The sequence below is a fragment of the Pseudomonas sp. SW-3 genome (genome assembly GCF_016615645.1).
GTDB classification, from domain to species: domain Bacteria; phylum Pseudomonadota; class Gammaproteobacteria; order Pseudomonadales; family Pseudomonadaceae; genus Aquipseudomonas; species Aquipseudomonas mandelii.
Genome location: NZ_CP067098.1, coordinates 5,637,385 through 5,663,925 on the forward strand (window position 1 = coordinate 5,637,385; position 26,541 = coordinate 5,663,925).

Consider the following 26,541-nt stretch of genomic DNA (forward strand, 5'->3'; position numbering starts at 1 on the left):
TTCGCGGGCAAGCCTCGCTCCTACAAGGGCAGCGCGCCCCACTGTAGGAGCGAGGCTTGCCAGCGAAGGGGCCCTCAAGCCGAAAGCATCTCCCGCAACACCGCACAATCCGCCGCATGCCAATCCGTCAGCTCCGGCCAAGGGTTATCCGGCAGATTCACCAACACCGTCCGCGCCCCCGCCGCTCGGCCGCAATCCAGATCAAAGCGGTAATCACCGACCATCACCATCTCGCTCGCCGGCACGTGCCAGGCCTCGGCCAGTTTCAATAAACCACCGGGATGCGGTTTAGGCGGTGCTTCATCACGCCCCAGCACATCCTCCACGGCAAAACAGTCAGCCAGGCCGATCGCTTCCAGGGTTACGTGCGCCAGCTCCCGGGCATTGCGCGTGAGAATGCCAAGACGATAACCGCGCCCGGCCAACTCCCGCACCAGCTCCACCGCACCCGGCGCCGGTTTCGAACCCTGCGCCAAGTCCCGTTCGTGCTCCAGCAGCCAAGCATGCTTGGCGGCCGCTTCATCGGCCGGCAGCGCCGCGAGGTGGGTCAGGATGTCGTCTTCGGCGGGAATCGCCAACGCCACGCGGATCGCCGCGAAGTCATGCACGGCCACCGTCAGGGTGCCGTCCATGTCGAACACCCAGTGCCGCACCTCGGCCAGGCTCATGCCCAATCCTTGCGGTGACGGATCAAGCCTTCCTGAGTCACCGAAGCCACCAGTTGCCCGGCACGATTGAACACGCTGCCTCGGGTGAACCCGCGTGAGTTGCCGGCCCAGGGGCTGTCCATCGCGTACAGCAACCAGTCATCGGCGCGCAGGTCCGCATGGAACCACAGCGAGTGATCGAGGCTGGCGACTTGCATGTCTTTCTGCCAGACCGATTTGCCATGGGGCTGCATCGAGGTGGTCAGCAGACCGAAGTCCGAGGCGTAGGCCAGCAGGTATTTGTGCAACGCCGGAGAGTCGGCCAAAGCACCGTCGGCGCGAAACCAGACGTACTTGACCGGATCGGACGGTTGCGGGTTGTAAGGATCTTTCTCGGTGATCGGTCGGAATTCGATCGGCTTGGGGCACAGAAATTTCTCGCGCATGTGCTCAGGGATCAGGTGCGCACGCTGCTGGGTGAGTTCCAGTTCCGAGGGCAGGTTTTCCGGGCCGACCACGGTCGGCATCTCGGCCTGATGCTCGAAGCCTTTTTCGTCGTACTGGAACGAGGCGCTGCAGGTAAAGATCGGGTTGCCTTTCTGGATCGCCGTCACCCGACGCGTGCTGAAACTGCCGCCATCACGCACCCGGTCAACCTGATACACCACAGGCAACGCGGAATCGCCCGGGCGCAGGAAATAACCGTGCATCGAATGCACATGGCGCGCTTCTTCGACTGTCTGACTGGCCGCCGACAACGACTGACCGATCACCTGACCGCCGAACAACTGACGAAAACCCAGGTCCTGACTGCGGCCACGAAACAGGTTTTCTTCGATCGGTTCCAGGGTCAGCAAATCGACCAGATCATCCAACACTTGGCTCATTCAGACTCTCCTCACACAAAGCTTGCCGCGCAGTCTTGGCTGCGGCGGTCGATTCAGTTTATGGCCAGGGCCCATGGCAGCCATTGTAAACGTCCGTGACTGCTTATCCATGCAAGGTTTGCAGCCATTGTTCACGGGAGATGCGATACAGCACATGGTGACGCAGGGGATGATCGGCCGCGAGCTTGGGATGGTCAAAGTCATCGGCTGAATCATGGTGCATGCCGATCGCCTGCATGACTTTTTCCGAAGGCAGGTTGTCTTTGGCGGTGAACGACACGACTTCTTGCAGCGCCAACCGATCAAAGCCGCAGCGCAGAGCGGTCCACGCCGCCTCACTGGCATAACCCAAGCCCCAATGCTCGCGCGCCAGGCGCCAGCCGATTTCGGTCGCCGGGGTGAACGGCGCATCGAAACCAACCACACCGAGGCCGGTGAAACCGATGAATGCCCCGGCGTCCTTGCGCTCCAGCGCCCAGAGACCAAAGCCATGTTCGGCAAAATGCCCGCGAATCCGTCCGATCAGCGACGCACTTTCCAGACGACTTAAAGGCGCCGGAAAATATCGCATCACCTGTGGATCGGCGCACATCGCCGCAAACTCCGGCAAATCCTCATCGCGCCACTGCCGCAACAGCAGTCGTGCGCTCTCGAGTTCCAGTATCGGCTCCATCTTTGCTCCCCTTTCCATGCCGCAAGTCTACAACGCTGGTAGGATCCTTCACTCATTCCTACCTGAATTCGTTATGCCGCTGCCGCTGATCTACCACGAAGACTACAGCCCCGAATTCCCGGCGGATCACCGCTTCCCCATGGACAAATTTCGCCTGCTGCGCGATCACTTGGTGGACAGCGGCCTGACCCGGGACGCCGACCTGCTGCGCCCGGAGCTCTGCCCCCCGGAGATTCTCGCCCTCGCCCATGACGCTGCCTATATCGAACGCTACATGAGCGGCGAGTTGTCCCGCGAAGACCAGCGGCGCCTCGGCCTGCCCTGGAGCGAAGCACTGGCCCGACGCACCGTGCGGGCGGTCGGCGGATCGTTGCTTGCGGCAGAACAGGCGCTGGAACATGGGCTGGCCTGTCATTTGGCCGGAGGCACCCATCACGCGCATTACGACTATCCGGCGGGTTTCTGCATCTTCAATGACCTGGCGGTGATCAGCCATTTCCTGCTGGAAAGCGGCCGTGTGAATCGGGTGCTGATCTTCGATTGCGACGTGCACCAGGGCGACGGGACTGCACGGATTCTGCACAACACCCCGGAGGCGGTGACTGTTTCCCTGCACTGCGAAAAGAATTTTCCTGCACGCAAGGCTGAAAGCGACTGGGACATCCCTTTGCCCAAAGGCATGGGCGATGCCGATTACCTGAAGGTGGTGGATGACGCGCTGAATTATTTGCTACCGCTCTACCAACCGGATCTGGTGTTGTATGACGCTGGCGTCGACGTGCACAAGGACGACGCCCTCGGTTACCTGAAGCTGACCGACGAAGGCATGGCCGCTCGCGATGAAAGCGTGATGCGCCACTGCCTGGGGCGGGATATTCCGGTGGTAGGAGTGATTGGCGGCGGCTACAGCAAGGACCGCCAGGCCCTGGCGCGCCGCCACGGCATCCTGCATCACAGCGCGCAACGGGTCTGGCAGTCATCAGGGTGTCATTGAGGTGTGAGTCTTTACCCACAATGCCTGTGGAACTGCCTGTGGATAACCTGAGTGAAAGGGTCTGCAGGCCATGCTTCATATAGCATGCAGAGCACTGGTTGTTTTTTGATCACTATTTTATGAACACCCCGGAACCAATGTGGGAGCGAGCCTGCTCGCGATGAGTCCATCACATCCAACATCGATTTTGACTGACCCACCGCCATCGCAAGCAGGCTCACTCCCACGGGGATCTGTGCTGATAGAATGCCCGGCTTATTCCGCCGAACCGCAGCGCACTCCATGACCCAGCCCTCGACCTCCTCCCCTTCTCACGTCGCCATCATCGGCGGCGGCCCCGCCGGTCTGATGGCGGCCGAAGTGCTGAGCCAGGCCGGGATCAAGGTCGACCTGTACGACGGCATGCCGTCGGTGGGGCGAAAATTCCTGCTGGCCGGTGTCGGCGGCATGAACATCACCCATTCCGAAGCCTACCCGGCGTTTCTCTCGCGCTATGCCGAACGCGCGCCGCAGATTGCCCCGCTGCTTCGCTCATTCGGCGCTGATGCGTTGTGCCAGTGGATTCATGACCTGGGCATCGAAACCTTCGTCGGCAGCTCCGGCCGGGTGTTTCCGACCGACATGAAAGCGGCCCCCCTGTTGCGCGCCTGGCTCAAGCGTCTGCGCGAGGCCGGCGTCGTTATCCACACCCGCCACCGCTGGCTTGGCTGGGATGACCACGGTGGGTTACGCATCGACAGCCCCGACGGCGAAACCATCATCAAGCCCGACGCCACCTTGCTGGCCCTCGGCGGAGGCAGCTGGTCACGCCTTGGTTCGGACGGCGCGTGGATGCTGCCATTGGAGCAGCGAAGCGTAGGACTGATGCCGTTGCAACCGAGCAATTGCGGCTTCGAGGTGCAGGCCTGGAGCGAGTTGATGGTCAGCAAATTTGCTGGCGCGCCGCTGAAGAACATCGCCATCGGCCTCAATGACGACGTGCCGCGCTTGGGCGAATGCGTGATCACCGCGACCGGGATCGAAGGCAGCTTGATCTACGCCCTCTCGGCACCGATTCGCGAGGCCATCAATCAGCACGGCTCCGCCACCGTTCATCTTGACCTGTTGCCGGGCCGGCCTGTGGATAAAGTTCAGGCGGCGCTGAGCAAACCCCGTGGCTCCCGCTCCATGTCCAAACACCTGCACAGCCAGCTCGGGATCGATGGGGTGAAAGCGGCGTTGCTACGCGAACTCACACCGGCCGAAAGCTTTGCTGATCCGGCGTTGCTGGCCAGGGCGATCAAGGCGTTGCCCCTGATGCTGGTTAAAACCCGTCCACTGGACGAGGCCATCAGCAGCGCCGGAGGCGTGATGTTCGAGTCGATGGATGAACGGCTGATGCTCAAGCAATTGCCTGGGGTGTTCTGCGCGGGGGAAATGCTCGATTGGGAAGCACCGACCGGTGGCTATCTGCTGACCGCGTGTTTCGCCAGTGGGCGTGCGGCGGGGTTGGGGATGGTGGAGTGGTTGAAGCGCAAGGCTTGAAGACCGAGTCGTGCCCATCGCGAGCAGGCTCACTTCCACACTGGATCTGTGTCGTTCACAAATCCCCTGTGGGAGCGAGCCTGCTCGCGAAGGCGTCCTGACAGACGCCGAAGCTTTTTAAGGCTTCTTCTTACGCGGCCCAGTGTTAAACACCGGCACTTTGCGCACAGGCTTGATCGAAGGCTCCGGCGCCGAAGCATCCCCACTCTCGACCCACTTACCCAGATTGCGTTTACCGCCACCGGAGGTCTTCGGCTTCTTCGGTTTTTTCGGCTTCTTGACGACCTGACCGCTGGCGTCGGTATCCGGCACCCGGTGCTCAGGTTCGAAGTCATGTTCCATCTGCCGTGGCAATGTCTGACGGGTCAACGTCTCGATGGCCGACAGCAGATTCACTTCATCGGCACACACCAGCGAAATGGCCTGCCCGCTTGCACCCGCGCGACCGGTACGACCGATCCGGTGGATGTAGTCCTCCGCCACGATCGGCAGGTCGAAGTTGACCACCAATGGCAAATCTTCGATATCCAGACCACGGGCCGCAACGTCGGTGGCCACAAGAATCTGCACTTCACTGGCCTTGAACCGGTCCAGCGCACGCTGACGGGTTGCCTGCGGTTTGTCGCCGTGGATGCCGTCGGCATTGATGCCCAGGCCCTGGAGTTTTTCCACCAGCGCGTCCACACCATTGCGGGTCTTGGCGAACACCAGCACCTGCTTCCACTTGCCCTTGCGCATCAAGTGAACGAACAGTTCAGGCTTGCGCTTCTTGTCCACCACCACGACCCACTGCTTGACGGTGCTGGCAGCGACGTTGCGCGGGCTGACTTCGATGCTCAATGGATCGTTGAGCATTTGTCCGGCCAGCAAGCGGATCGCGTCGGAGAACGTTGCGGAGAACAGCAGCGTCTGACGTTGCTTGGGCAGCACGCGGTAGATATTCCCCAGCTCCTCGGAGAAACCAAGATCAAGCATGCGATCGGCTTCGTCCAGAATCAGGGTTTGCAGCTGATTGAACTTGAGGGCCTTCTGGCGATACAGATCGAGCAAACGACCCGGCGTCGCCACCAGCACGTCAACACCCTTGCGCAGCTTCATCATTTGCGGGTTGATGCTGACGCCGCCGTACACGGCATAAGTGCTCAACGGCAGGTTCTCGGCGTACTGGCGCACGGCTTCGTGAACCTGTTCGGCCAGTTCGCGGGTCGGCACCAGGATCAGTGCGCGCACCGAGTTAGACGCCACTTTCGGCCCTTCCATGGCCAACAATTGCAGGAGCGGCAGCGCGAAGCCGGCGGTCTTGCCAGTGCCGGTCTGGGCGGCGGCCATCAGGTCGCGACCGGCCAGCACCGCCGGAATGGCTTGCGCCTGAACCGGCGTCGGGGTCTGGTAGCCGAGCGTCTCGAGAGAGCGCAGCAAGGGTTCGATCAGGCCAAGGGTGGCGAAAGTCATGGGATTACCGTAGGAAAATTCAGCGCAGTTGTGCAAAACGAGTGTGCAATGGCGCGCAGTTTACCCTAATTCACACGGGATTCTGTCGGCACCGCTACGGCAGGTTGAACGGGAGTCCGACGCCACTGCGGCAATCCGATCAACACCACGGCACTGATAATCACCAACATGGCCAGCGCTTCTTCGATGCCAATGGTCTCGCCGGCAAATACGATCCCCAGCAACACCGCGACCGCAGGGTTGACGTAGGCATAACTGGTCGCCGCCGCCGGACGCACGTTTTTCAACAGGTACATGTAAGCGTTGAAGGCGATGATCGAACCGAAGAAGGTCAGGTAGGCCAGGGCTGCCCAGCCTTCGATCGGCGGCATCGCCTGCAGATGCTCGCCACTCAGCGCGCTGCCGATCAGCAATGCCACGCCGCCCACCAGCATTTCCACGGCACTGGCCATGGCGCCCTGGGGCAATGGCAATTGTTTGCTCCAGACCGAGCCGAACGCCCAGGACGCGGCCGCGAACACCAGCAACGCCGCACCCAGCGGGCTCGATTGCAGGTTTGAACCGAGGTTGAGCATGGCGATGCCGATCAGCCCGAGCACAATGCCGGCCCATTCGAGACGGGTATTGCGCGCGCCCCAGAAATAACCGCAGAGCAAGGTAAACAGCGGCACCGTCGCCACCGCCAGTGCCGCAACACCGGAAGCGACACCCGTGTGTTCGGCCACACTGACCGCGCCGTTACCGCACGTCAGCAGCAAAATTCCGATGATCCCGGCGGCTTTCCACTGCGCCCAAGTCGGGGCCGGTGCCCCGCGCCAGCGCAGGAAGGCGTACATCAAACTCCCGGCGATCACGAAACGGATGCCGGCGAGCAGCAACGGCGGCCAGTACTCCACGCCAATGCGAATCACCAGGTAAGTCGAGCCCCAAATCACGTACAACGCGAAAAAGGCGGCGATCAACGGTAAGGGGAAACGACGTAAGCCAGGCATGGGCAGCTCGATGACAGGACAATGTGAACGGCTATTCTAGAAAGGCCAGCGGCTTAAAATAAGTTACAAAACCTGTTTATAGCGCCGGTACACTTTTCAAAACACGGAGATTGACGCTATAAGCCGTGTTTTCGAAAGTCAGTCATTTTTCAGGTATACGACGATGGATAAATACGACCGCATGCTGCTCAGCGCCCTGCTGGAAAACGGCCGTGCGTCCTACGCCGACCTGGCGCGCAAGGTCAACCTGTCCGCCCCGGCCGTGGCCGAGCGCGTGGCCAAACTCGAAGCCAGCGGGGTGATTACCGGTTACCAGGCGAAAGTCGACATGGCCAAGCTTGGGCTGCCGATCCAGTGCGTGATCGAGTTGCGTTTGAACCAGCATGGAAATCAAAAAGCCTACGACGACCTGATCAAAATCCCACAGCTAACTGAATGCCACCGGGTCACGGGTGATCCGTGCGTGATCATGCAGGCTGCGGTGGGTTCGATGCCGGAGCTGGAGGAGCTAATCAACCGGATCGCAAAGTTCGGGTTCAGCAAGACCTCGATTGTGCTGTCGAGCGCGATAGAGAAGCGCGTGCCGCTGGGGCAATTGGAAGGCAACAGCAAAGTCTGAAAACGGCGCAGTCCCTGTAGGACCGAGCCTGCTCGCGATAGCGGAGTATCAGTCGACATCAACGTTGAATGATAAATCGCTATCGCGAGCAGGCTCACTCCCACAGGGGATTTGCAGCGTACTTAGAACCCGCGATGACGCTTAAGGCCAGGTGCGACGTCAGGTTGGCCGCCATTTCAGCATCGGCCATGGCCCGGTGAGCCTGTCCACAACCCCACCCCCACGGATGTCACCTGATTCCTGTGGGAGCGGCGGTGCGACGATTTGACTTGCCCGCGAAGCGATCTGTCAGATGCCGCAGTAACTTGCAGGCAACAAGCCCGGCATATCCCGCAGGCGCACCCAAGGTTCTTTGCGCCAATGCAGCAGCCGCAGCGTTCCTCCCGCCCATTCCATCGCCCGCATATGCGGCGCTTGATTCGAAATGGACCCGACTTCCTCCCGCAACATCGGCACCACGTCGTGGGTCAGCCAACGTCGTAAATGGCGGTTTTCCGGGCAGTAGTGGTAAACCAACATCGCGTATACGCCCGATTCACTCAGCATCAAGGTCTCTTCGAGGTCATCATTTCCGGACAGACACATCAGTTGCTTCTGATCCGCATCAAGCTTGAGCACTTGCCTTCCATTTATGTCCACACCCATCAATCGACCGATATCGCGGGCGCAAAACCAGGGCTCTGCGTGCATCAACAGTGCGCGCAGCTGGATGTGGTGACGGATGAATGTTTTGTGGGTGAAGTGAGCTGCGCATGCAGCTGTTTGCAGTATTAAGGACTGATCTAAATCTTCAGGGGGATTGGGGGTAACTTTGATCATGGCGAATATCCTAACGAACGTTGGGGATGCCAGCATCACTTGCAGATGATGGGTGGCAGCTGTGTGCGGGTCTGCAAGACCGAGTCGTTAGGCAACCTCGGCAGACCCGAAGGTCTCCCGCACACAGCCACCATAAATCGATGGTCGCTAGGTAAAGCGACGCGATTATAGGTGCGCCGGTAGGCGCCTAACAAATTATCGGCGGGCTTGCAGACCCGGTCGCTGAATTGGCAGCGACGTCCCAGAGGTTATCGATGCGACAGGTACGGGGCAAGACGGACAAATTCCTAATATTTGGTAGGAGCAATCGTCGATTTTGAGGCGTGGTTAAACACAAGGATTGAGATCGAACACCGACCTGTGGGAGCGAGCCTGCTCGCGATAGCGGTTCATCTTCAACAGTTATGTCGACTGACACTCCGTTATCGCGAGCAGGCTCGCTCCCACAGGGGATTTGCAGTGCTTTCAGAACCCGCGATGGCGCTTGAGGTGTTCGTTGATCTTCGCCGCCGGCACTTTCTGCAAGCTGACCAGCAAATCATGGGACAACTCGCGCAACCCGTGCTTGTGCCGCAGCTCTTGCGCCAAGTGCGCCGTGAGGTTGGCCGCCATTTCGGCATCGGCCATGGCCCGGTGGGCCTTGCCGGTGTTGGGCAGGCTGGCGAAGGTGGTGAGGGTGCCGAGTTTGTGGTTCGGCGCGGCGGGCATCAGGCGGCGGGCCAGTAGCAGCGAGCAGGCGAAGTTCTGCAAGCGGGTGCGCTTGATGCGGCTGAGTTCGAAGTCCCAGAACTTCTGGTCGAACGCGGCGTTGTGGGCCAGCAGCGGCGTGATCCCGACGAATTCGTTGACCTCGTTCATCACCTGCTCCGCCGAGGGCGCGGTGCGCAGCATGGCGTTGCTGATGCCGGTCAGTTGCTCGATGAACGCGGGCACGCGCACGCCGGCGTTCATCAGGCTCTGGTAACGCTCGACGATGCGCCCCTGTTCAAGGATCACCACGGCAATTTCCGTGGCCCGGCAGCTGCTGCTCGGGGAGATCCCGGTGGTTTCAAAGTCGATGACTGCTATGCGTTCCAAACCTGTTTCAACTCCGTAAAAATCAATTCTTGAGCAGCAACGCGCCTTCGATCGGCACGTAACGGCTGGCGGCGCGGATCAGCGAGTTGGCCGTCAGGCCCGGCACGCCGTAAGCCACGGCTTGCACCCCGTGCTTGGTGATGATGCGTTCCAGCAGCATGTCGAAATCACCGTCGCCGGAAGCCAGCACCACTTCGTCGACATGATCGGCGGCGTCCATGATGTCGAGGGTGATGCCCACGTCCCAGTCGCCTTTGGCCGAGCCGTCGCTGCGCTGGATGTAGGGCTTGAGCTTCACGATGAAGCCGAGGTTGCGCAGGATCTGCTGGAATTGCTGCTGTTTGCTGTCGCCGCGATCAATCGCGTAGGCATAGGCCTCGACGATCTCGCCCTGTTTGCTGATATCAGCCCACAGCGCGGCGTAGTTGAAGTGGCAACCATAGGCCTGACGCACGGTGTAATAGAGGTTTTGAACGTCGGCGAACACTGCGATTTTTTTCACCGTGCATCCTCTTTGGCGCAGTCGCGCGCAGGCTGGGTCAGGCACCAGGCCCGAAAAGTGGCCCAGTATGCCAGCCTGAAGGATTGTTCCGCGAATAATCGGCCCGAAGCCTCTTGGAGCCTCGGACGAATGGCAACCTGTGGCGAGGGCGCTTGCTCCCGCTGGGTCGCGCAGCGGCCCCAAAGAAGGACTGCTGCGCAGCCCAGCGGGAGCAAGCTCCCTCACCACGGGTTCAGTGTTACACCTGTAACGTTGAATCAGACGAAGGAATCGTCGTCGCCGCCAAAGAACGAAGAGCTGTCATCGCTGTAGTCGGCGTCGGTGAAGCCTCCCTGATCGTTGGCGTTGTTGTCAGCCACGCGCTCGTCGTTGCCCCAGCCGTTGCCGCTGTCGCTCTGATCATTGACCTGAGCCGGTTCTTCCTTGATGACTTCGACGACTTCCTGCGGTTGCTGATTGCTGTGGAACAGGCTGCTGATGCCTTGCGCCAGCATCACGCCACCGGCCACACCGGCGGCGGTTTTCAGTGCGCCGCCAAGGAAACCACTGCCAATCCCGGGGGCTTGCTGCTGCGGCGCGTAATTCTGCTGTGGCGGTGCAGCACCGAAGTTCTGTTGCTGTGGCGGCTGCGAATTGAACGACGGCCGCCCCTGCTCACGCCATCCACCATTGGAGGACGGCGCGCTTTGCGTCGGTGCAGGCTGCGGATCACGGGAACCGCCACCGAAAATGCTCGACAGGAAACCACCGCTGGCAGGCGCCGACGGCTGAGCCTTGGCCGATTGCAGTTCGGCCTGCAATTGCTGAACTTGCTGAGCGAGTTGCTTGTTCTGCGCGTCGAGGCTTTTGATGGCCGCTTCCTGAACCAGAATCGCCTGGGTCATGAAATAACCTGCCGCCGGTTGGCGAGTCAGGTGCTCCTTGATCCGCGCTTCAGCCTGGGCGTCACGCGGGGCTGAGTCCGTTTCGGCTTGTTGCAACCGGGAAAACAGTCCATCGATCAGGGTTTGTTCTTCGCTGTTCATGGCGACCTCGTAGATTGCCGGAGAAATCGTTGACCTTTACCAAAGAGGATAAGGTGCTCGACCTTAATGGAGGCTGAAACAAGTTGTTTCAATGACCTTTACCGAACGTTTACGTTTGCGCCCCAAAGGGCTTCATCGGTTAAAGTGGGCCACTGCTTTCAACCTGCGATACCGACTGATGAATTCGTTCGATGTACTGCGTGACTCTCTGTATTTCTTCAAGCGCAATCTGGGCCAGATCGTGCGCCTGTGCCTGCCGCTGGTGATTTTCGAGGCGCTGCTGCAACAAGTGGTGGATCGCTCCACCGAGCCGGACAGTTTCCCCGGCATCAGCGTGATGGTCGGCTTGCTGGTCTATCCGCTGTACACCGCCGCACTGATCCTGTTTCTCGATGCCCGCAGTCGTGGCGAATCACCGAGCACCCGCGAGTTGCTGTCGAGGTCGGCCTATCTGTGGCCGCGCTTCGCCCTGCTCACCGCCCTCAACACCTTGCTGATCCTGATCGGCCTGTCGCTGTATTTCCTGCCGGGCATCTGGCTGATGGTGACCCTGGCGTTCGGCGAGTATCTGCTGGTGCTGCGCGGCCTGGCCCCGTTGGCGGCGATGAAGGAAAGCCTGCGTCTGACCCGCGGCCATTTCCTGCGCATCCTGGTGTGCATTCTGTGTGTGATGGGCCCGTTGTGGGTGCTCAAGGGCGCGACCCTTTCGATTTACCCGGATCCGCAGAACCCGGTGATTTCGCTGCTGATCGACAGCGCGCACAGCTTTTTGCAACTGTTCACCAGCGTGGTGCTGTTCCGCCTGTTCATGCTGATTGCCGATGCGCCCGAGAAAATTGACGGGCCGCTATGACCCATGGGCTTAAGCCCGACGCTCGGTTATGCTCGGGCTCATCTTTTGTAACGCTATAAGCCGAGCCATGACCCGTCTACTGCGCTACACCCTGCTGGGCCTGCTGATCGCGGCGGGCCTGATTGCCTTGCTGATTTACAACCTGACCTGGCGTCCCGGTGCCAAAGAAGCAGCACCGGTCGGCTGCAGCGCTCAGGCGCCCACGCTGGTCCCCGGCCAGGCCCTGAAAGTCATGACCTGGAACGTCCAGTACCTGGCGGGCAAGCGCTACGTGTTCTGGAACGACCTGGCCAAAGGCGACGACGACCGCCCCACCGCCGAAGACATGGCCTTCAGCCTCGATGAGGTGGCACGGGTCATTCGTGACGAGCAACCGGACATTGTGCTGTTGCAGGAGCTGGATGACGGCGCCAAGGCCAGCGATTATCAAAACCAGTTCAAGTTGCTTCAGGAACGGGTCGCCGACCTTTATCCGTGCAGCGCTCATGCCTTCGACTGGAAAGCTGACTTTGTGCCGCTGCCGCACATCTTCGGCAGTGTCGGCCGACAACTGGCAACCCTCAGCCGATACCAGATCGAACACGCCGAACGCCTGCAATTGCCGGTCGCGTCGGCCAACTTCATCAGCCGTCAGTTCACACCGAAAAACGCCTTGCTGGCGACTTACCTGCCATTGGGCGGCGGTGGGCAGATTGCGGTGCTCAATACCCATCTGGACCGCGTCATCCAACCTGATGAAACCCTGCTGGCCCAAGTGACCGCCGTGGCCAAGGTGCTCGACAAATATGAAAGCCATGGCACCCCGTGGTTGATCGGTGGCGACTTCAACCTGTTGCCGCTGGGCCAGTATCGACGCCTGCCCGACGAACAACGCACGCCCTACTCCGTCGACAGTGCCTTGCATGTGCTGTGGGACAAATACCCGATGATCCCGACCAACAACGAAGCCAGCGGGATCGACCGGGCGCGGTGGCTGACCCACTACCCGAATGATCCAGGCTTGAATGGCCCGGACCGGACGGTTGATTACCTGTTCTACAGCCCGCGGATCAAACGGGTCGAGGCGATGGTGAGGCAGGACGATACCTTGCGGATCTCCGATCATTTGCCGGTGATTGCGCGGTTCCTCCTGCCTGCGGCCCCATAGAGCCGGATCAACGCTCCCAGAGGGGATTTGGGCATGACGGTAAATCGGCTCAATGAACCTCTTCCAGATCGTCATGCAACAGCCCGAAGATCTTGCGTTTCATGTCGATGAACGAGCGCTCCATGACCATGTCCAGGTTACGCGGGCGTTCGATCGGCACGTCCAGGATCTGCTTGATCCGCCCTGGCCTGGCGCCCATCACGTACACCCGATCCCCCAACAGAATCGCCTCGTCGATGTCATGGGTCACGAACAGCACGGTCTTCTTGCTGTTGCCCCAGACCCGCAATAACAGCTGCTGCATTTGCAGGCGCGTCTGGCTGTCGAGCGCGCCGAAGGGTTCGTCCATCAAGAGGATTTGCGGGTCATTGGCCAAGGCCCGGGCAATCGCCACACGCTGCATCATGCCGCCGGACAACTGCTTGGCGTAGTTATCGGCGAACCCGGTCAGCCCCACTTCATTGACGTAGTAATCGACGATCTCCTTGCGCTGAGCGGCCGCCATGCCGCGCCGCTTGAGGCCGAACTCGACGTTCTGCCGCACGGTCAGCCACGGGAACAGCGTGTAGCTCTGGAACACCATACCCCGATCCGCACCCGGCCCCTGCACTTGCTGGCCGCCGACATAAATCTCGCCTTCCGTGGGCTCGTTCAGGCCGGCCGTGAGGTACAGCAGACTCGACTTGCCACAGCCCGACGGTCCGACCAGCACGGCGAATTGTTGATCCGGCACTTCGAACGACACCTGCTCCAGCGCGGTGAACATGCCGCCGCCAGGTTTCTGATAACGCAGACTGACCTTGTCCACCTGCAGCCGTGGCGCGGCTTGCACCGGGGCGGCCGTGGGTGTGATGAAACGCGGGTTGACGGCGCTTACTGAGCCCATGCGGCAATCCTCAGACGGAGAAAACGGAACAGTTGATCGGTGACCAGGCCCAGCAGGCCGATGATTGCGATGGCGAGGAAAATCACGTCCACTTGAAAACCGCGCATGGCTTTCAGGCTCAAGTAACCCAGGCCACTGGACGCGGCGACCAGCTCGGCGACCACCAGATAGGTCCAGGCCCAGCCCATGGTCACGCGCAACGTGTCGAGCACACCCGGCAACGACGCCGGTGCAATCACATGCAGCACCGCATCGCGGCGGGTCGAACCCAAGGTGTACGACGCGTTGATCAGGTCCTTGGAGATGCCCTTGGACACGTCGGCGATCATCACCAGTTGCTGGAAAAACACGCCGAAGATGATCACCGACACCCGCTGTTCCAGACCGATGCCGATCCACAGAATGAACAGCGGCACGAACGAGGTCACCGGCAGGTAGCGGATGAAATTGACCATCGGCTCAAGGAACGCCTGGACGATGCGGAAGCTGCCCATCAGCAACCCCAACGGCACCGCCACCAGCGACGAGACAATGAAGCCGACCATCACCACTTCGAGGCTGGCCCACACATGCAGGCCAAGGGTGCCGTCGCGGCTCAGGCGCACGGCGGCTTCGGCCACCGCCCCCGGTGTCGGCAGGAACATGCCTGGCACCACGCCGCCGTAGGACAACCCGGCCCACAGGCCGATCAACAACACCCAGGCCAGGCCGCTCGCGCTCCAGATCACCTGCACCGGCAGGCCGGTCTTGGGCGTGATGCAGCGGCTCAGCCATGAATTGCGCTTGAACATGCGGACCTCCTACAGCGGGCTGACGAAGCGGTTGTCGATCAGGTCGTCATTGCTGACGTTGTAGGGCTTGCCCTGCAATTCGCTGGCGGTTTCGTTGGCCAGTTTGATCAGTGGCTCGCTGTCGCCCGGCTTGCCCGGAGACCCCAAGAGTTTTTCGCTCATGGCCTGATCGTAGAAGCGCACGCCTTGCGCGGCGGCTTCCAGTTCCTTCGGATCGGCGAGGTAACCGCCGACGCCTTTGGCCATGATTTTGTAAGCTTCCTTCGGATGGTCCTTGGTGTACTGCACCGCTTTGTAGAGACCGGCGACCAAGGCCTTGACGTCTTCCGGTTGCTTCTCGATGACCGTGCAGTTGAGCGCGACCACGTCGACAATCACTCCCGGCGTGCTGCTGCTGTCGATCAGCACTTTGCCTTGTTGCTTGTTGCGGACCATCGACAGGTGCGGCTCCCAGGTCACGGCGGCCGGCACACGGCCGGCGATGAACGCGGTGGCAGCGTCATCGGCCGTCATGTTCTGCACGGTGATGTCGCTCATGCTCATGCCGTGTTTTTTCAGCAGGTACGACAGCCAGAACTGCGAGGTCGACCCTTCGTTCACGGCCACTGCCTTGCCTTTGAGCTCCTGCAAACTCTTGACGTCCTTGCCCACCAGAACACCGTCGCCACCATGGCTGTCATCGAGTGCGGCGACGGCCTTGAAGCAGAATTGCGGACGGTACTTGAGCACTTCGTCGATGGTCGACGCCGAGCCCGACAACTCGCCCGAAGCCTGGGCGGCCATGTACATCGAAGCTTCTTCAACGACGGGCAATTCGACGGTCAGACCGCCTTCCTTGAAGTAGCCCAGGTCCTGGGCCAGGTAGAGCGTGCCGTAGCCGACCCACGTGGTGTGGCCGATGGACAGGGTGCCGGCCTGGGCGCTGGTGGCGACCGTGGCGGCGATGGCGGTGATCGCCAGTGGATGAGCGACGCGGTTAAGCAAGGACTTGATCATGGAGCACTCCCAAAGCTGTTGATTTAGTTTTGTCATGGGCAGTACGGCCAGTGGCCTTGGATCAGTTGCCACCGGTGGTCTCTGATGGACCTTTCGATGGTCAGCATTCGGCTGACTGGCGAAGTAGATGTTGGACCAGGGGCGGGATAAGGAAAATCAGGAAATATGTCGTTGGGAGTGATGAAAAAACTGGGTAGCGCGCGCCGTAAAAGGGCGGGGTTGGCGGGGATGCACGGGGGAGGTGCAAAACATGAAATGAGTGTTGAATCGACCACAGCATTCGCGGGCAAGCCTCGCTCCTGCAGGGTTTATGTCGGCCGCGGAATTGGGCACGACACATAACCTGTAGGAGCGAGGCTTGCCCGCGAAGAGGATCACAAGAGCGCTACAAGATCAAAGCCGGCCGTATTCCTGTGCAGTACGATCGACTGCTTTCAAGGTCTTGCCCACCAGCTCATCAATCTCCTCCCGGCTGGCAATCAACGCCGGCGCCATGATCATCCGCCCCAGCGTCGAACGAATAATCACCCCTTCCTCAAAGCCAATCGTGCGGCAACGCCAGGCAATGTCGTTCTCATTGGCAAAACGCTTGCGACTGCTTTTATCCTCGGCCAATTGCAACGCCGCGACCATGCCGACACCCTGAATATCGCCCACCAACGGGTGATTGCCGAACACCTCGCGCAGGCACTGTTGCAGGTACGGTCCGATGTCATCCTTGACCCGCGTCACCACGCCCTCATCGCGCAACGCCGTGAGGTTGGCAATCGCCACCGCCGCCGCCACCGGGTGCCCGGAGTAAGTCAAACCGTGGGCAAATACCCCGCCCTGCTCCACCAACACCCGGGCCATTTTCTTCGACAGAATCAACCCGCCCATGGGGATGTAACCGGAGGTCAAACCCTTGGCGATCGACAGCGTGTCCGGCTCGAAACCGAAGTGCTCGTGAGCGAACCATTCGCCGGTACGACCGAAGCCGCCGATCACTTCGTCGGCGCACAACAGCACGTCATACTTGCGGCAGATCCGCTGAATTTCCGGCCAGTAACTCTCAGGCGGGAAGATCATTCCGCCGGCGCCCTGGAACGGTTCGGCGATAAACCCGGCGACCTTATCGGCGCCCAGTTCGAGAATCTTCGCTTCCAGTTGCTGCGCCGCCCGCACGCCGAATTCGGCCGGGGTCAGATTGCCCTCGTGGGCGAAAAAGTACGGCTCGTCGATGTGTTCGATATCGGGGATCATGCCGCCCATTTCATGCATGAACTTCATGCCGCCGAGCGCCGTCGCCGCCAGGGTCGAGCCGTGGTAACCGTTCCAGCGACCGATCATGATTTTCTTCTCGGGCTTGCCGAGGATCGTCCAGTAACGCCGCACAGTGCGGATCAGCACCTCGTTGGCTTCGGAACCGGAGTTGGTGTAGATCGCGTGGCTGTAGTGCCCCGGCAACAGGCCGAACAGCAGCTCCGAGAGCTCGATCACCTGCGGGTGAGTGGTGTGGAAAAACATGTTGTAGTACGGCAACTGCTCAAGCTGCCGGGTCGCCGCAGCCGCCAGATCCTTGCGGCCGTAACCAAGGTTGGTGCACCACAACCCGGACATGCCGTCGAGGTAACGCCGACCATCGTTGTCCCACAGGTGCAGGCGCTCGCCGCGGACCATCACCCGCGGCCCTTCGTCATTGAGCGCTTTTTGATCGACGAATGCGTGGATGTGGTGCGCAGCGTCGGCGGCCTGGTAGTCGCGGGTTTCACGTGGTGTGGTCATCGCCAGTTCTCCGTTTTGTTATGAGCGGCTGTTATGCGCGCAGCTGAAACCAGGTGGTCTTCAACTGGGTGTATTTATCGAATGAGTGCAGCGACAGGTCGCGACCGAATCCGGACTGTTTGCCGCCGCCAAAAGGCACGGTCACGTCCAGTGCATCGACGCTGTTGACCGACACCGTGCCCGCTCGCAATTGCCGCGCCACACGGTGGGCGCGGTTGAGGTCGTCGGTCCACAGCGAAGCCGCCAGGCCGTAGACGCTGTCGTTGGCCAGTTGCAAGGCGTGGGCCTCGTCGTCGAACGCCGTGACCGCCAGCACCGGGCCGAACACTTCCTCGCGAAACAGCGGCATGTCCGGGCCCACGCCGGTAAAAATCGTCGGCTGAATGAAGTTGTCGGAGCCGTTGAAGATCGACTGCCTGCCCCCGCACACCCTGGTCGCGCCCAGGCGTTCGGCCTGTTGGATGAACTTCATGATGCGCGCGGTCTGACGGCTGTCGACGATTGCCCCGGCGCTGCTCGACGGGTCCAGCGGATCCCCCGGCTGCCAACGCTCGGCCTGCACTTTCAGGCGCTCGACGAACTCATCATGAATCGAACGCTGCACCAGCAACCGTGAGTTGGCCGAGCAGACTTCACCCTGATTGAAGAAGATGCCGAACGCGGCTTTCTCGGCGGCCAGGTCCAGGTCCTGGCAATCGGCGAACACCAGATTGGCGCTCTTGCCGCCGCACTCCAGCCACACCTGTTTCAGGTTCGATTGCGCCGAATACTGCATGAAATACTTGCCGACTTCAGTGGAGCCGGTGAACACCAGGCAATCGACATCCGGGTGCAGACCGAGGGCTTTGCCGGTCTGCTCGCCGAGGCCCGGCAGCACGTTCAGCACGCCCGGTGGTAGACCGGCTTCCAATGCAAGCTCAGCCAGACGCAGGGCGGAGAACGGTGATTGCTCGGCGGGCTTGAGGATCACCGAATTGCCTGCGGCCAAGGCTGGCGCGAGTTTCCACGCGGCCATGTCCAGCGGAAAATTCCACGGCACCACCGCAGCGACCACACCCAGTGCTTCGCGGGTGATGGTCGCCAGCACGTTTTGCGCACTGGGGGCGATCTGGTCGTAGAGTTTGTCGAGGCTTTCGGCGTACCAGCGAAACACCCCGGCGGCGCCCGGCACGTCGATGTTGTAGGCGTCCATCACCGGCTTGCCCATGTTCAGCGAGTCGAGCAGCGCCAGTTCTTCGCGGTGGGTCATGATCAGCTCCGCCAGACGCAGCAACACGTGCTTGCGCTCGCTCGGCGAACGCGCCGACCAGGTGCCGGCTTCGAATACCCCCCGCGCATTGCGTACCGCCGCGTCCACCTCTTCATCACCGCAAGCGCTCACGTTCGCCAGACGCTGGCCAGTGGCGGGGTCGATTGCTGTGAAGGTCTGACCCGACTGCGCCGAACGGGGTTTGCCGTCGATCAGGGCCTGGTCGGGAAACCGCAGCGCGGCGGCTTTGTTTTGCCAATATGCAAGCTCGAACACGTTCAGATGCTCCATGGGCTTTTCTTGTGTCTGAATGGTGGCCCAGGCCCGAGTCCAGTAAAAATAGTAAAAATGTCTTCGCAGACCATGAAAAAACTGGGCAGCCAATCTCCCCGGTGGCGCGGTATGTGGTTATTGTTCAGGCACAACAACACCGTCGTCAGAACGGATGCAGTCGGCGCGAAAATTGCCTGGATGTCGAGTCCATCCACCCCGAGGTTTGCCGTGGCTGCCTACAACCTGCGTCAATTGAAATACTTCATCACCACCGTCGAATGCGGCAGCGTCGCCGAGGCCTCGCGCAAGCTGTACATCGCCCAACCTGCGATCTCCACGGCGATCAAAGGCCTGGAAGACAGCTTCGGCGTGCAACTGCTGATCCGCCATCACGCTCAGGGCGTGTCCCTGACACCAAGCGGCGCACGCTTCTATCGCAAAGCCCAGGAACTGCTGCGCATGGCCAAGGAGTTCGAACAGAACGCCCTCGCCGACAACGACGTGGTGGCCGGGCAAATCGATATCGGCTGCTTCGAAACGGTCGCACCGCTGTACCTGCCGCAACTGATTGCCGGGTTTTCGGCGCTGTATCCGGGGGTGAAAATCCGCATCCGCGACGGCGAGCAGCAAGAGCTGGTGCAAGGCCTGACGTCGGGCACCTTCGACCTGGCGATCCTGTATGAGCACGAGCTCGACGCCACCATTCAGACTGAACCGCTGATGCCGGCGCAACGGCCATATGCGTTGCTGCCGGCGGACCATCGCTTCGCCCAGCTCAAGCAAGTGTCGCTACGTGATCTGTGCCTGGAACCGATGATTCTGCTGGACGTGCAACCGAGCCGGACCTACTTCGTCAGCCTGTTCGAAGAACTGAACCTGTCACCGAACATCGCCTTCAGCTCACCGTCGATCGAGATGGTGCGGGGGATGGTCGGGCAAGGGTTCGGCTTCTCGATCCTGGTGACGCGGCCGCATTCGGAATGCACTTACGACGGGAAGAAAGTGGTGTGCGTGGATATCGTCGAAGAGGTCACTGGTTCGGGATTGGTGGCGGCATGGTTGAAGCGCGGGCAACTGACCAAACCCGCGCAGTTGTTTGCCGACTATTGCCGGGAGCAACTCACTGCCAAGGCCGGGGAAAGCACATGAGCCAAGTGAAATCCTGTGGCGAGGGCGCTTGCTCCCGTTCGACTGCGCAGCAGTCGCATCTCCATTGCATGCGGTGTATCTGACACATTCAGGCGGCCGATTATGGGGCCGCTTCGTGACCCAACGGGAGCAAGCTCCCTCGCCACAGTTTTTGTGTTCTACCCCAAGAGTTACTTGCGCGGTTTGATCCGAGCGGTGGCTTCGGCCACCAACGGATCATCCGGCCAATAATGCTTCGGATACCGTCCCTTCAAATCCTTCTTCACCTCAGCGTAGGTACTGCGCCAGAAGTTCGCCAAGTCCTGAGTCACCTGCACCGGCCGCCGCGCCGGGGACAGCAGATGCAGCTTCACCACTTGCCGGCCCCCGGCAATGCGCGGGGTATCGGACAGGCCGAACAGCTCCTGTAAACGCACCGCCAGAATCGGCGGCTGTTCGCTGTAGTCCAGACGAATCGAAGAACCCGACGGCACACTCAGGTGATGCGGCGCCTGTTCATCCAGCCGTTGCGGCAGCGGCCAGGGCAGCAAGTTATGGACGATGCTCGACAGGTCCAGATTGGCGAAATGACTGAGGCGCGAGACTTTGCCCAGGTACGGCATCAGCCAGTGTTCAAGGTTTTTGAGCAGTGCGGCATCGCTGACATCCGGCCATTCACTTTCACCCTTACTGCCGAGGTCCAGCTGTCGCAGCAATGCCACGCGCGCCTGCCACTGACGCAGCTCCGGGGTCCACGGCAACAACTCCAGCCCCTTGCGGCGTACCAGATTGACCAGCGCCTGGCTGCGCGCTGTTTCGTCGAGACCGGTCAGCGGTTCGCGGCTGAGGATCAATTCACCAACCTTGCGCTGACGCTCGGCGCGCAACACACCTTCGCGCTCATCCCAATCCAGTTGATCGACCACGCGCACTTGCTCGGCCAGTACGGAATCGAACAGCGCCGGATCAAAATCCGCCGCCAGATAAATCCGTTCCTCGCGCTGCCCCTGACGACTGCCCAGATCCGCAATCACCAACCACGCTTGCTTCATCAGACTGTCTGCTTCAGCGAACAACGCCGCACGGCCGTTGGCCAGGCGATATTCAGCGCCACCGGCGCGGCGTTGCTGGGCGACACGGTCTGGATAGGCCAACGCCAACAGGGCGCCGAGCCAGCGTGGATGATCCGGATCGCTGACCGGCTCCGACGCTTTGCCGCGCAGGTAACCGCGATACTGCCGCGCCAGCTGCCGGGCACGTTGCACGCCACCCTGAGCACCGCGAGCCGCACGCTCTTCGCCGGACAACAGCACCAATCGGCTGTGCAGATCCGCTCCGGCGCCACGCAAGATGTCCCGCTCACCGAGCAGTGCCGCAACATCGCAGGCCATGTCGGCCAAACCGAGCGCCTGACCGCGCAACAACAAATGGGCGATGCGCGGATGCGCCGGCAATTCGGCCATGGCCTGACCGTGACGGGTCAGCGCGTCGCCGTCCAATGCGCCCAGACGATCAAGCAGATCCTGAGCCTGTGCATAAGCGGCGGCGGGCGGCACGTCGAGCCACACCAATTGCGTCGGTGTCACGCCCCAGCGCCCGAGCTGCAAGGCCAGACCGGCAAGGTCGGCCGAGAGAATCTCCGCGCTGGCATAGGCCGCCAATTGCTCGTGCTGATCCTGCGACCACAACCGATAACACACACCCGGCTCCAGGCGCCCTGCCCGGCCGGCGCGTTGAGTGGCACTGGCTTTTGAAATTCGTTGGGTATCGAGCCTGGTCATGCCGCTGCCGGGATCGAAACGCGGCACCCGCGCCAGCCCGGCATCAATCACCACACGCACGCCGTCGATGGTCAGGCTGGTCTCGGCGATGTTGGTCGCCAGCACCACTTTGCGCTTGCCCGCCGGTGCCGGATCGATTGCCGCTCGTTGGGCGGCGAGGTCCAGCTCACCGTGCAACGGGCAGAGCAACACCTGTGTGCTCTCGCCCAACGCATCCGCCAATTGTTGATGCACGCGACGGATTTCCGCCTGCCCCGGCAGGAACACCAGCACGCTGCCGGTCTCATCATTCAAGGCTTCGAGAATCGTCTGCACCAGGCGCGGCTCGATGAATTCGCCGGGCTGGAACGGCCGACCCCAGCGCATCGCCACCGGGTACATACGGCCTTCACTGCGCAGGATCGGCGCGTCATCGAGCAACCCGGCCAGGCGTTCGCCTTCAAGCGTTGCAGACATCAAAAGGATTTTCAGCGGCTGGTCGTCGCGAAACAGCTCCCGGCCATTCAGGCTCAGGGCCAATGCCAGGTCCGCGTCGAGGCTGCGCTCGTGGAATTCGTCGAAAATCAGCAGGCCAACGCCGTCGAGTGCCGGGTCATCCTGCAAACGTCGGGTGAGAATGCCTTCAGTGACCACTTCAATTCGGGTCTTGGGGCCGACTTTGCTGTCCAGCCGGATCCGGTAGCCAACGGTTTCACCGACCTTCTCGCCCAGCTCACTGGCCAGGCGCTCCGCCGCCGCCCGCGCTGCCAAACGGCGCGGCTCAAGCATCAGAATGGTCTGCCCGGCCAGCCACGGCTCGTTGAGCAAGGCCAGCGGAACACGGGTGGTTTTACCGGCGCCGGGCGGTGCTTCGAGCACGGCTTCGTGACGTGTAGCCAAGGCTTCACGCAGGGCGGGTAAAACTTCATCAATCGGCAAAGAAATCATGCTGGCTCCAAAACAGAGCGGCGAGTATAACGGCGAACTGCTCGGCGTTAATGACGGTCCTAATTCATACAGGCGTCCTTTCGTTTTGAAATTACCCAGGAGATTTCATATGCGTGTTCCCTTTCGCTTGATTGGCGGTGTATTGGTCGCGACGTTGCTGACCCAGGTGACGGCTTGCGGATCGATTTTCTACCCTGACCGTCGTGGTCAGATTGACGGCAAGATCGACCCGGCCATCGCCGCGCTCGATGCCGTGGGCCTGCTTTTCTACATCATCCCCGGCCTGATCGCGTTCGCCGTGGACTTCGCCACTGGCGCGATTTACTACGCGCCCGCTGAGACCGCACAGGTGGCCCCGGAAAAACTCAAGGAAGCGATCGGCGCCGACGGCAAAGTTGATAACCATAAGTTGCAGACTATTCTCGAAACCGAGTTGGGCCGCAGCTTCCCGCTGGATGACCCACGCCTGATTCAACACAAAGGCAGCACCCAGCAACTGGCCCTGTTAGGCCTGCAACCCGCCGCGTAATCCGTGCACGTAAAGGAATAGCCGCCCCTATGATTTCCAGCTCCGAACACGCCCGCCTGCTGCGGCTGGCGACTCGTGCCTCGGTGGCGGTGGCGTGTACGCTGATCGTCGCCAAAGCCATCGCCTGGTGGTTGAGCGGTTCGGTGAGCATGCTCGCCGGGTTGACCGACTCGGCGCTCGACGGCGTCACCTCCTTGCTCAATCTGCTGGCGGTGCATTACGCGTTGCGCCCGGCCGATGACGATCACCGTTACGGGCACGGCAAGGCCGAGTCGCTGGCGGGCATGGCTCAAGCGTTGTTCATTGGCGGCAGTGCGGTGCTGATTTCTTTGCAGGCGATCGAGCGGCTGAAACATCCGGAACCGGTGGGCGCGCCGTGGATCAGCATCGGCGTGATTGTGTTCTCCCTGGCGCTGACCGTGGCGTTGCTGATGTTGCAACATCGGGTGGTCAAGGCCACCGGCTCCAACGCGGTGCGCGCCGACTCCCTGCACTACCGCTCGGACTTGCTGCTCAATGGCAGCATTCTGCTGGCGCTGGTGTTGGCCGGGTTTGGCTGGCATCAGGTCGACCCCTGGTTCGGCCTGGCAATCGCTGCGTACATCTTCTGGAGCGCGATTCAGATCGCCAAGGAAAGTTTTACGGTGCTGATGGATGAGGAACTGCCGCCGGAGGTGAGCCAGCACATGCTTGAGCTGGCCTGCGGCGTTCCGGGGGTGCTGGGCGCGCATGACCTGCGCACGCGGATTTCCGGCAACCAGTGGTTCGTGCAGTTGCACCTGGAATTGCCGGGGGACCTGACCCTGTCAGTCGCCCACGGCATCAGCGATCAGGCCGCCGATGCGATTCACGCCGCTTACCCGCGAGCCGAAGTGCTGGTGCACGCCGACCCGCAGGAAGTGGTACTGGCGGCAAAGACTCAGAAAGAAACCTGATAGCCGCGACTGCTCAGGCAGTTACCTTGAGCCTGGCGGTAGGCTTGCACCACTGACGGGTCTGGCTGGTAGGTGGCCGTCCGCGGATTGAAGCCACTTTGCTGCACCGCGTATTGATAACACTCGTAACCGTCCTGGTTGACCTGCTCCGGCGACTGGCCGTTGGCCGGATAGGCCTCCACGTCGTAGCTGTTGCTGACCGGCTGCGGCTGCATTTGCACCGGCGGCTCGACCACCACGTAGTCCTGAGTGTTTTCCTGATAGGCGTAATACGAACCGGCCGCCAGGAACAGCAGCGCCCCGCCGATCCACACCTCACGCGCGTAATCGGGCAAGTAACTGACTCGAATCCCGCGAGGCGGTTGAACCACCACATAACGCGGGCCTTGTGGGCGATACCAGTAGCCACCGGAATAGAAATAATCCCGACCACCGTAAGGCACGCGGTAGTCACGGTCCGGGAAGCGGTCGATCACATGACCCGGGCGATATTGCGGGCCGGGGCCCCAGCCATTACCGTGCCCATCCGGACGACCCGCCCACCGACGATCATCGGGACGCGGACCGTAGTTCTGCCATTGCTGGTTGTAATTGTTGCGCTGTGGATTGTCCTGATAGTAACCACGCTGTGGCTGCTGGGTCTGGCGCACCGCGTCGGGGCGACCCTGGATCGGCAGGTCATTGGCCGGGAGCTGCGGTGGTGGTGGCGGTGAGCGAACAGGATTGTTGTAGTCGGGCTGCGGACGGTTCTGCCATTGGCCATTGTTCTGAGTCTGGCCGTTGTGCTCGAACTGACGGCTGTTGTCGCCACGAATGATGTCGTTGTCCTGCGGGCGCGGCTGATTATTGCCGCCATGCCCCTGATTGTTGCCCTGATGGCCGTCCGATCCACGTTGCCCGCCATCGGGACCACGGTTTTGCTGATCATCGGCCAGCGATTGCGCAGTGACACTCACACACAGCAAACCAACACCGGCCAAACGCCAGATGCGCGACTTCATGCTTTTCCTCACTGCGGGTTAGAGCCTGTACGTAAGACTGGGAAAGTACAGGGCGGTTCTGCAACAGGTTATCAGTCGCGCAACTTATTTATTGAGGGCCGCTCTCAAATTCCAGGCAAAAGAAAAGGGAGACCCGTCGGCCTCCCTTAGAGAACTTCGTCCGTGCTCGACGCTTATGACGTCGGCTCACCTCACGCCGTCTTCTGGACAGTGTGTAGCTCGGAGGCCGGCACATCCCCTGTGGGGGTGGCGGCCGCCGCCGGCCTGATTCGGCGAGCGGCTATGGACTGTTTGTCCGAGCAGTGATTCTGGTGATAAGAATAGGCCGCGAGTGCCGGCAGAGGATTGCGAAGATTGCTCAATTAAACATCACTTGCGCAATTTTTAACCCTGGATAGATAATCTGCCGCAATAGTTATGACAAAGGCCTGATTGATGAGCAAACTCGACCGATACGACTTGAGCATTTTGGCGGAATTGCAGCGTGACGCGCGCATCTCCAACCAGGAGCTGGCCGAACGCATCGGCCTGTCGCCTTCGCCTTGCTCGCGCCGGGTCAAGCAACTGGAAGACGACGGCTACATCACCCGCCAGGTGGCGCTGCTGGACCGCAAGATGCTCGGCTTGAGCCTCACGGCTTACGTGCTGATCGGCATGGACCGCCATACGCCGGAGCGTTTCGAGAACTTTGAAGCCGCGATTCGAACGTTGCCGCAGGTGCTGGAATGCAGCTTGGTGACGGGGATGGATGCGGATTATCAACTCAAGGTTGTGGTGCCGGACATGGATCACTACCAGAAACTGCTGCTGGGGCATTTGACCCGGATTGAAGGGGTGACCAGCGTTCGTTCGAGTTTTGTGTTGAATCAGGTGCTCAATAGTACCGAGCTGCCGTTGACTCATCTGCGCAGCTGATGTCCCCATCGCGAGCAGGCTCACTCCTACAGTGGATCTCCTGAACACCGAAGATCCCTTGTAGTAGCCTGCTCGCGATAAGGCCGGCACAGGCGACGAATGACTGCGACACACTGCCGCAGGTCAATCCTCCAGCCCGTCCCCATGCCGTATAC

At 60.9% G+C, this 26,541-nt stretch carries 25 protein-coding genes; 9 read left to right on the top strand and 16 right to left on the bottom strand.

The window, feature by feature from the left end; translation table 11 throughout:
• Nucleotides 1-74 precede the first annotated feature (74 nt).
• The 3 genes from JIO00_RS25515 to JIO00_RS25525 all read right to left on the bottom strand — a co-directional run bounded on the left by JIO00_RS25515 (nt 75) and on the right by JIO00_RS25525 (nt 2,207).
• On the bottom strand, nt 75-668 hold the full coding sequence (locus tag JIO00_RS25515) for an HAD family hydrolase (protein WP_200667074.1): 594 nt from the start codon (nt 666-668) through the stop codon (nt 75-77).
• On the bottom strand, nt 665-1,534 hold the full coding sequence (tesB, locus tag JIO00_RS25520; RefSeq protein WP_083375702.1) for an acyl-CoA thioesterase II: 870 nt from the start codon (nt 1,532-1,534) through the stop codon (nt 665-667). The genes JIO00_RS25515 and tesB overlap by 4 nt, the downstream gene beginning before the upstream one ends.
• A gap of 103 nt (nt 1,535-1,637) precedes the next feature.
• Complete coding sequence (locus JIO00_RS25525) at nt 1,638-2,207, bottom strand: GNAT family N-acetyltransferase (RefSeq protein WP_200667076.1); 570 nt, start codon at nt 2,205-2,207, stop codon at nt 1,638-1,640.
• A 73-nt stretch (nt 2,208-2,280) separates the two neighbouring features.
• Between JIO00_RS25525 and JIO00_RS25530 the strand changes: the two genes are divergently transcribed.
• Both JIO00_RS25530 and JIO00_RS25535 read left to right on the top strand, forming a co-directional pair.
• Nucleotides 2,281-3,201 carry a histone deacetylase family protein gene (locus JIO00_RS25530; protein ID WP_200667078.1) on the top strand — a complete coding sequence of 307 codons (921 nt, stop codon included), beginning with the start codon at nt 2,281-2,283 and terminating at the stop codon, nt 3,199-3,201.
• Between the two features lie 282 nt (nt 3,202-3,483).
• The gene (locus tag JIO00_RS25535; protein WP_200667080.1) at nt 3,484-4,725 is read left to right on the top strand and encodes a TIGR03862 family flavoprotein; all 1,242 of its coding nucleotides are present in this window, start codon (nt 3,484-3,486) and stop codon (nt 4,723-4,725) included.
• Nucleotides 4,726-4,842: 117 nt separating this feature from the next.
• On the opposite strand, the gene JIO00_RS25540 is transcribed toward JIO00_RS25535, so the two are convergent.
• Together JIO00_RS25540 and yedA are read right to left on the bottom strand one after the other, a co-directional pair.
• Nucleotides 4,843-6,177 carry a DEAD/DEAH box helicase gene (locus JIO00_RS25540; protein ID WP_077749917.1) on the bottom strand — a complete coding sequence of 445 codons (1,335 nt, stop codon included), beginning with the start codon at nt 6,175-6,177 and terminating at the stop codon, nt 4,843-4,845.
• A 65-nt stretch (nt 6,178-6,242) separates the two neighbouring features.
• Nucleotides 6,243-7,169 (bottom strand): drug/metabolite exporter YedA, encoded by a 927-nt coding sequence (gene yedA / locus JIO00_RS25545; protein ID WP_077749916.1) that lies wholly within the window; start codon nt 7,167-7,169, stop codon nt 6,243-6,245.
• A 163-nt stretch (nt 7,170-7,332) separates the two neighbouring features.
• Between yedA and JIO00_RS25550 the strand changes: the two genes are divergently transcribed.
• Nucleotides 7,333-7,788 (top strand): Lrp/AsnC family transcriptional regulator, encoded by a 456-nt coding sequence (locus tag JIO00_RS25550; RefSeq protein ID WP_010467415.1) that lies wholly within the window; start codon nt 7,333-7,335, stop codon nt 7,786-7,788.
• Nucleotides 7,789-8,076: 288 nt separating this feature from the next.
• Here JIO00_RS25550 and JIO00_RS25555 read toward each other — a convergent pair whose 3' ends face one another.
• The 4 genes from JIO00_RS25555 to JIO00_RS25570 form a co-directional block, all read right to left on the bottom strand.
• Nucleotides 8,077-8,607, bottom strand: coding sequence for a BRO-N domain-containing protein (locus JIO00_RS25555; protein ID WP_200667082.1), 531 nt, complete (start codon nt 8,605-8,607; stop codon nt 8,077-8,079).
• Between the two features lie 465 nt (nt 8,608-9,072).
• Nucleotides 9,073-9,684, bottom strand: a complete 612-nt coding sequence (locus JIO00_RS25560) for a 3'-5' exonuclease (RefSeq protein ID WP_077749914.1) — start codon at nt 9,682-9,684, stop codon at nt 9,073-9,075.
• 22 nt (nt 9,685-9,706) lie between these two features.
• Entirely contained in the window at nt 9,707-10,186 is a 480-nt protein-coding gene (locus JIO00_RS25565; RefSeq protein WP_010467410.1) for a LabA-like NYN domain-containing protein, read from the bottom strand.
• A 257-nt stretch (nt 10,187-10,443) separates the two neighbouring features.
• Entirely contained in the window at nt 10,444-11,211 is a 768-nt protein-coding gene (locus tag JIO00_RS25570) for a DUF2076 domain-containing protein (protein WP_083375696.1), read from the bottom strand.
• Nucleotides 11,212-11,389: 178 nt separating this feature from the next.
• Between JIO00_RS25570 and JIO00_RS25575 the strand changes: the two genes are divergently transcribed.
• Nucleotides 11,390-12,064, top strand: coding sequence for a YciC family protein (locus tag JIO00_RS25575; RefSeq protein WP_042933001.1), 675 nt, complete (start codon nt 11,390-11,392; stop codon nt 12,062-12,064).
• A gap of 67 nt (nt 12,065-12,131) precedes the next feature.
• Nucleotides 12,132-13,211, top strand: coding sequence for an endonuclease/exonuclease/phosphatase family protein (locus tag JIO00_RS25580; protein ID WP_200667084.1), 1,080 nt, complete (start codon nt 12,132-12,134; stop codon nt 13,209-13,211).
• 49 nt (nt 13,212-13,260) lie between these two features.
• Here JIO00_RS25580 and JIO00_RS25585 read toward each other — a convergent pair whose 3' ends face one another.
• The 5 genes from JIO00_RS25585 to JIO00_RS25605 form a co-directional block, all read right to left on the bottom strand.
• A complete protein-coding gene (locus JIO00_RS25585) occupies nt 13,261-14,097 on the bottom strand; it encodes an ABC transporter ATP-binding protein (protein ID WP_077749911.1) in 837 nt (278 codons plus the stop codon).
• Nucleotides 14,085-14,888 (bottom strand): ABC transporter permease, encoded by an 804-nt coding sequence (locus tag JIO00_RS25590; protein ID WP_010467403.1) that lies wholly within the window; start codon nt 14,886-14,888, stop codon nt 14,085-14,087. Before JIO00_RS25590 ends, JIO00_RS25585 begins: the two co-directional genes overlap by 13 nt.
• A 9-nt stretch (nt 14,889-14,897) precedes the next feature.
• Complete coding sequence (locus tag JIO00_RS25595) at nt 14,898-15,884, bottom strand: ABC transporter substrate-binding protein (protein WP_010467401.1); 987 nt, start codon at nt 15,882-15,884, stop codon at nt 14,898-14,900.
• Between the two features lie 393 nt (nt 15,885-16,277).
• Entirely contained in the window at nt 16,278-17,648 is a 1,371-nt protein-coding gene (locus JIO00_RS25600) for an aspartate aminotransferase family protein (RefSeq protein ID WP_200667086.1), read from the bottom strand.
• A 31-nt stretch (nt 17,649-17,679) separates the two neighbouring features.
• Nucleotides 17,680-19,173: an aldehyde dehydrogenase gene (locus JIO00_RS25605; RefSeq protein WP_200668670.1), complete on the bottom strand. Its 1,494-nt coding sequence runs from the start codon at nt 19,171-19,173 to the stop codon at nt 17,680-17,682.
• A 225-nt stretch (nt 19,174-19,398) separates the two neighbouring features.
• Between JIO00_RS25605 and JIO00_RS25610 the strand changes: the two genes are divergently transcribed.
• Nucleotides 19,399-20,319: a LysR substrate-binding domain-containing protein gene (locus tag JIO00_RS25610; RefSeq protein ID WP_042932999.1), complete on the top strand. Its 921-nt coding sequence runs from the start codon at nt 19,399-19,401 to the stop codon at nt 20,317-20,319.
• A 170-nt stretch (nt 20,320-20,489) separates the two neighbouring features.
• Here the strand turns inward: JIO00_RS25610 and hrpB are convergent, their stop codons facing one another.
• Nucleotides 20,490-23,006, bottom strand: coding sequence for an ATP-dependent helicase HrpB (gene hrpB / locus JIO00_RS25615; RefSeq protein WP_145308838.1), 2,517 nt, complete (start codon nt 23,004-23,006; stop codon nt 20,490-20,492).
• Between the two features lie 109 nt (nt 23,007-23,115).
• On the opposite strand from hrpB, the gene JIO00_RS25620 reads away from it, so the two are divergent.
• Both JIO00_RS25620 and JIO00_RS25625 read left to right on the top strand, forming a co-directional pair.
• On the top strand, nt 23,116-23,535 hold the full coding sequence (locus JIO00_RS25620) for a polyribonucleotide nucleotidyltransferase (protein ID WP_200667088.1): 420 nt from the start codon (nt 23,116-23,118) through the stop codon (nt 23,533-23,535).
• A gap of 29 nt (nt 23,536-23,564) precedes the next feature.
• The gene (locus JIO00_RS25625; protein ID WP_010467394.1) at nt 23,565-24,470 is read left to right on the top strand and encodes a cation diffusion facilitator family transporter; all 906 of its coding nucleotides are present in this window, start codon (nt 23,565-23,567) and stop codon (nt 24,468-24,470) included.
• On the opposite strand, the gene JIO00_RS25630 is transcribed toward JIO00_RS25625, so the two are convergent.
• Nucleotides 24,455-25,471: a DUF6515 family protein gene (locus tag JIO00_RS25630; protein ID WP_200667090.1), complete on the bottom strand. Its 1,017-nt coding sequence runs from the start codon at nt 25,469-25,471 to the stop codon at nt 24,455-24,457. The genes JIO00_RS25625 and JIO00_RS25630 overlap by 16 nt on opposite strands.
• A 435-nt stretch (nt 25,472-25,906) precedes the next feature.
• Between JIO00_RS25630 and JIO00_RS25635 the strand changes: the two genes are divergently transcribed.
• Nucleotides 25,907-26,386: an Lrp/AsnC family transcriptional regulator gene (locus tag JIO00_RS25635; RefSeq protein WP_007894448.1), complete on the top strand. Its 480-nt coding sequence runs from the start codon at nt 25,907-25,909 to the stop codon at nt 26,384-26,386.
• Nucleotides 26,387-26,541: the final 155 nt, after the last annotated feature.

Bases quoted from the DNA above. Each gene is read 5' to 3' on its own strand.
- JIO00_RS25515 (WP_200667074.1), bottom strand. From the start codon at position 668: ATGAGCCTGGCCGAGGTGCGGCACTGGGTGTTCGACATGGACGGCACC.
- tesB (WP_083375702.1), bottom strand. From the start codon at position 1,534: ATGAGCCAAGTGTTGGATGATCTGGTCGATTTGCTGACCCTGGAACCG.
- JIO00_RS25525 (WP_200667076.1), bottom strand. From the start codon at position 2,207: ATGGAGCCGATACTGGAACTCGAGAGCGCACGACTGCTGTTGCGGCAG.
- JIO00_RS25530 (WP_200667078.1), top strand. From the start codon at position 2,281: ATGCCGCTGCCGCTGATCTACCACGAAGACTACAGCCCCGAATTCCCG.
- JIO00_RS25535 (WP_200667080.1), top strand. From the start codon at position 3,484: ATGACCCAGCCCTCGACCTCCTCCCCTTCTCACGTCGCCATCATCGGC.
- JIO00_RS25540 (WP_077749917.1), bottom strand. From the start codon at position 6,177: ATGACTTTCGCCACCCTTGGCCTGATCGAACCCTTGCTGCGCTCTCTC.
- yedA (WP_077749916.1), bottom strand. From the start codon at position 7,169: ATGCCTGGCTTACGTCGTTTCCCCTTACCGTTGATCGCCGCCTTTTTC.
- JIO00_RS25550 (WP_010467415.1), top strand. From the start codon at position 7,333: ATGGATAAATACGACCGCATGCTGCTCAGCGCCCTGCTGGAAAACGGC.
- JIO00_RS25555 (WP_200667082.1), bottom strand. From the start codon at position 8,607: ATGATCAAAGTTACCCCCAATCCCCCTGAAGATTTAGATCAGTCCTTA.
- JIO00_RS25570 (WP_083375696.1), bottom strand. From the start codon at position 11,211: ATGAACAGCGAAGAACAAACCCTGATCGATGGACTGTTTTCCCGGTTG.
- JIO00_RS25575 (WP_042933001.1), top strand. From the start codon at position 11,390: ATGAATTCGTTCGATGTACTGCGTGACTCTCTGTATTTCTTCAAGCGC.
- JIO00_RS25580 (WP_200667084.1), top strand. From the start codon at position 12,132: ATGACCCGTCTACTGCGCTACACCCTGCTGGGCCTGCTGATCGCGGCG.
- JIO00_RS25585 (WP_077749911.1), bottom strand. From the start codon at position 14,097: ATGGGCTCAGTAAGCGCCGTCAACCCGCGTTTCATCACACCCACGGCC.
- JIO00_RS25590 (WP_010467403.1), bottom strand. From the start codon at position 14,888: ATGTTCAAGCGCAATTCATGGCTGAGCCGCTGCATCACGCCCAAGACC.
- JIO00_RS25595 (WP_010467401.1), bottom strand. From the start codon at position 15,884: ATGATCAAGTCCTTGCTTAACCGCGTCGCTCATCCACTGGCGATCACC.
- JIO00_RS25600 (WP_200667086.1), bottom strand. From the start codon at position 17,648: ATGACCACACCACGTGAAACCCGCGACTACCAGGCCGCCGACGCTGCG.
- hrpB (WP_145308838.1), bottom strand. From the start codon at position 23,006: ATGATTTCTTTGCCGATTGATGAAGTTTTACCCGCCCTGCGTGAAGCC.
- JIO00_RS25620 (WP_200667088.1), top strand. From the start codon at position 23,116: ATGCGTGTTCCCTTTCGCTTGATTGGCGGTGTATTGGTCGCGACGTTG.
- JIO00_RS25625 (WP_010467394.1), top strand. From the start codon at position 23,565: ATGATTTCCAGCTCCGAACACGCCCGCCTGCTGCGGCTGGCGACTCGT.
- JIO00_RS25630 (WP_200667090.1), bottom strand. From the start codon at position 25,471: ATGAAGTCGCGCATCTGGCGTTTGGCCGGTGTTGGTTTGCTGTGTGTG.
- JIO00_RS25635 (WP_007894448.1), top strand. From the start codon at position 25,907: ATGAGCAAACTCGACCGATACGACTTGAGCATTTTGGCGGAATTGCAG.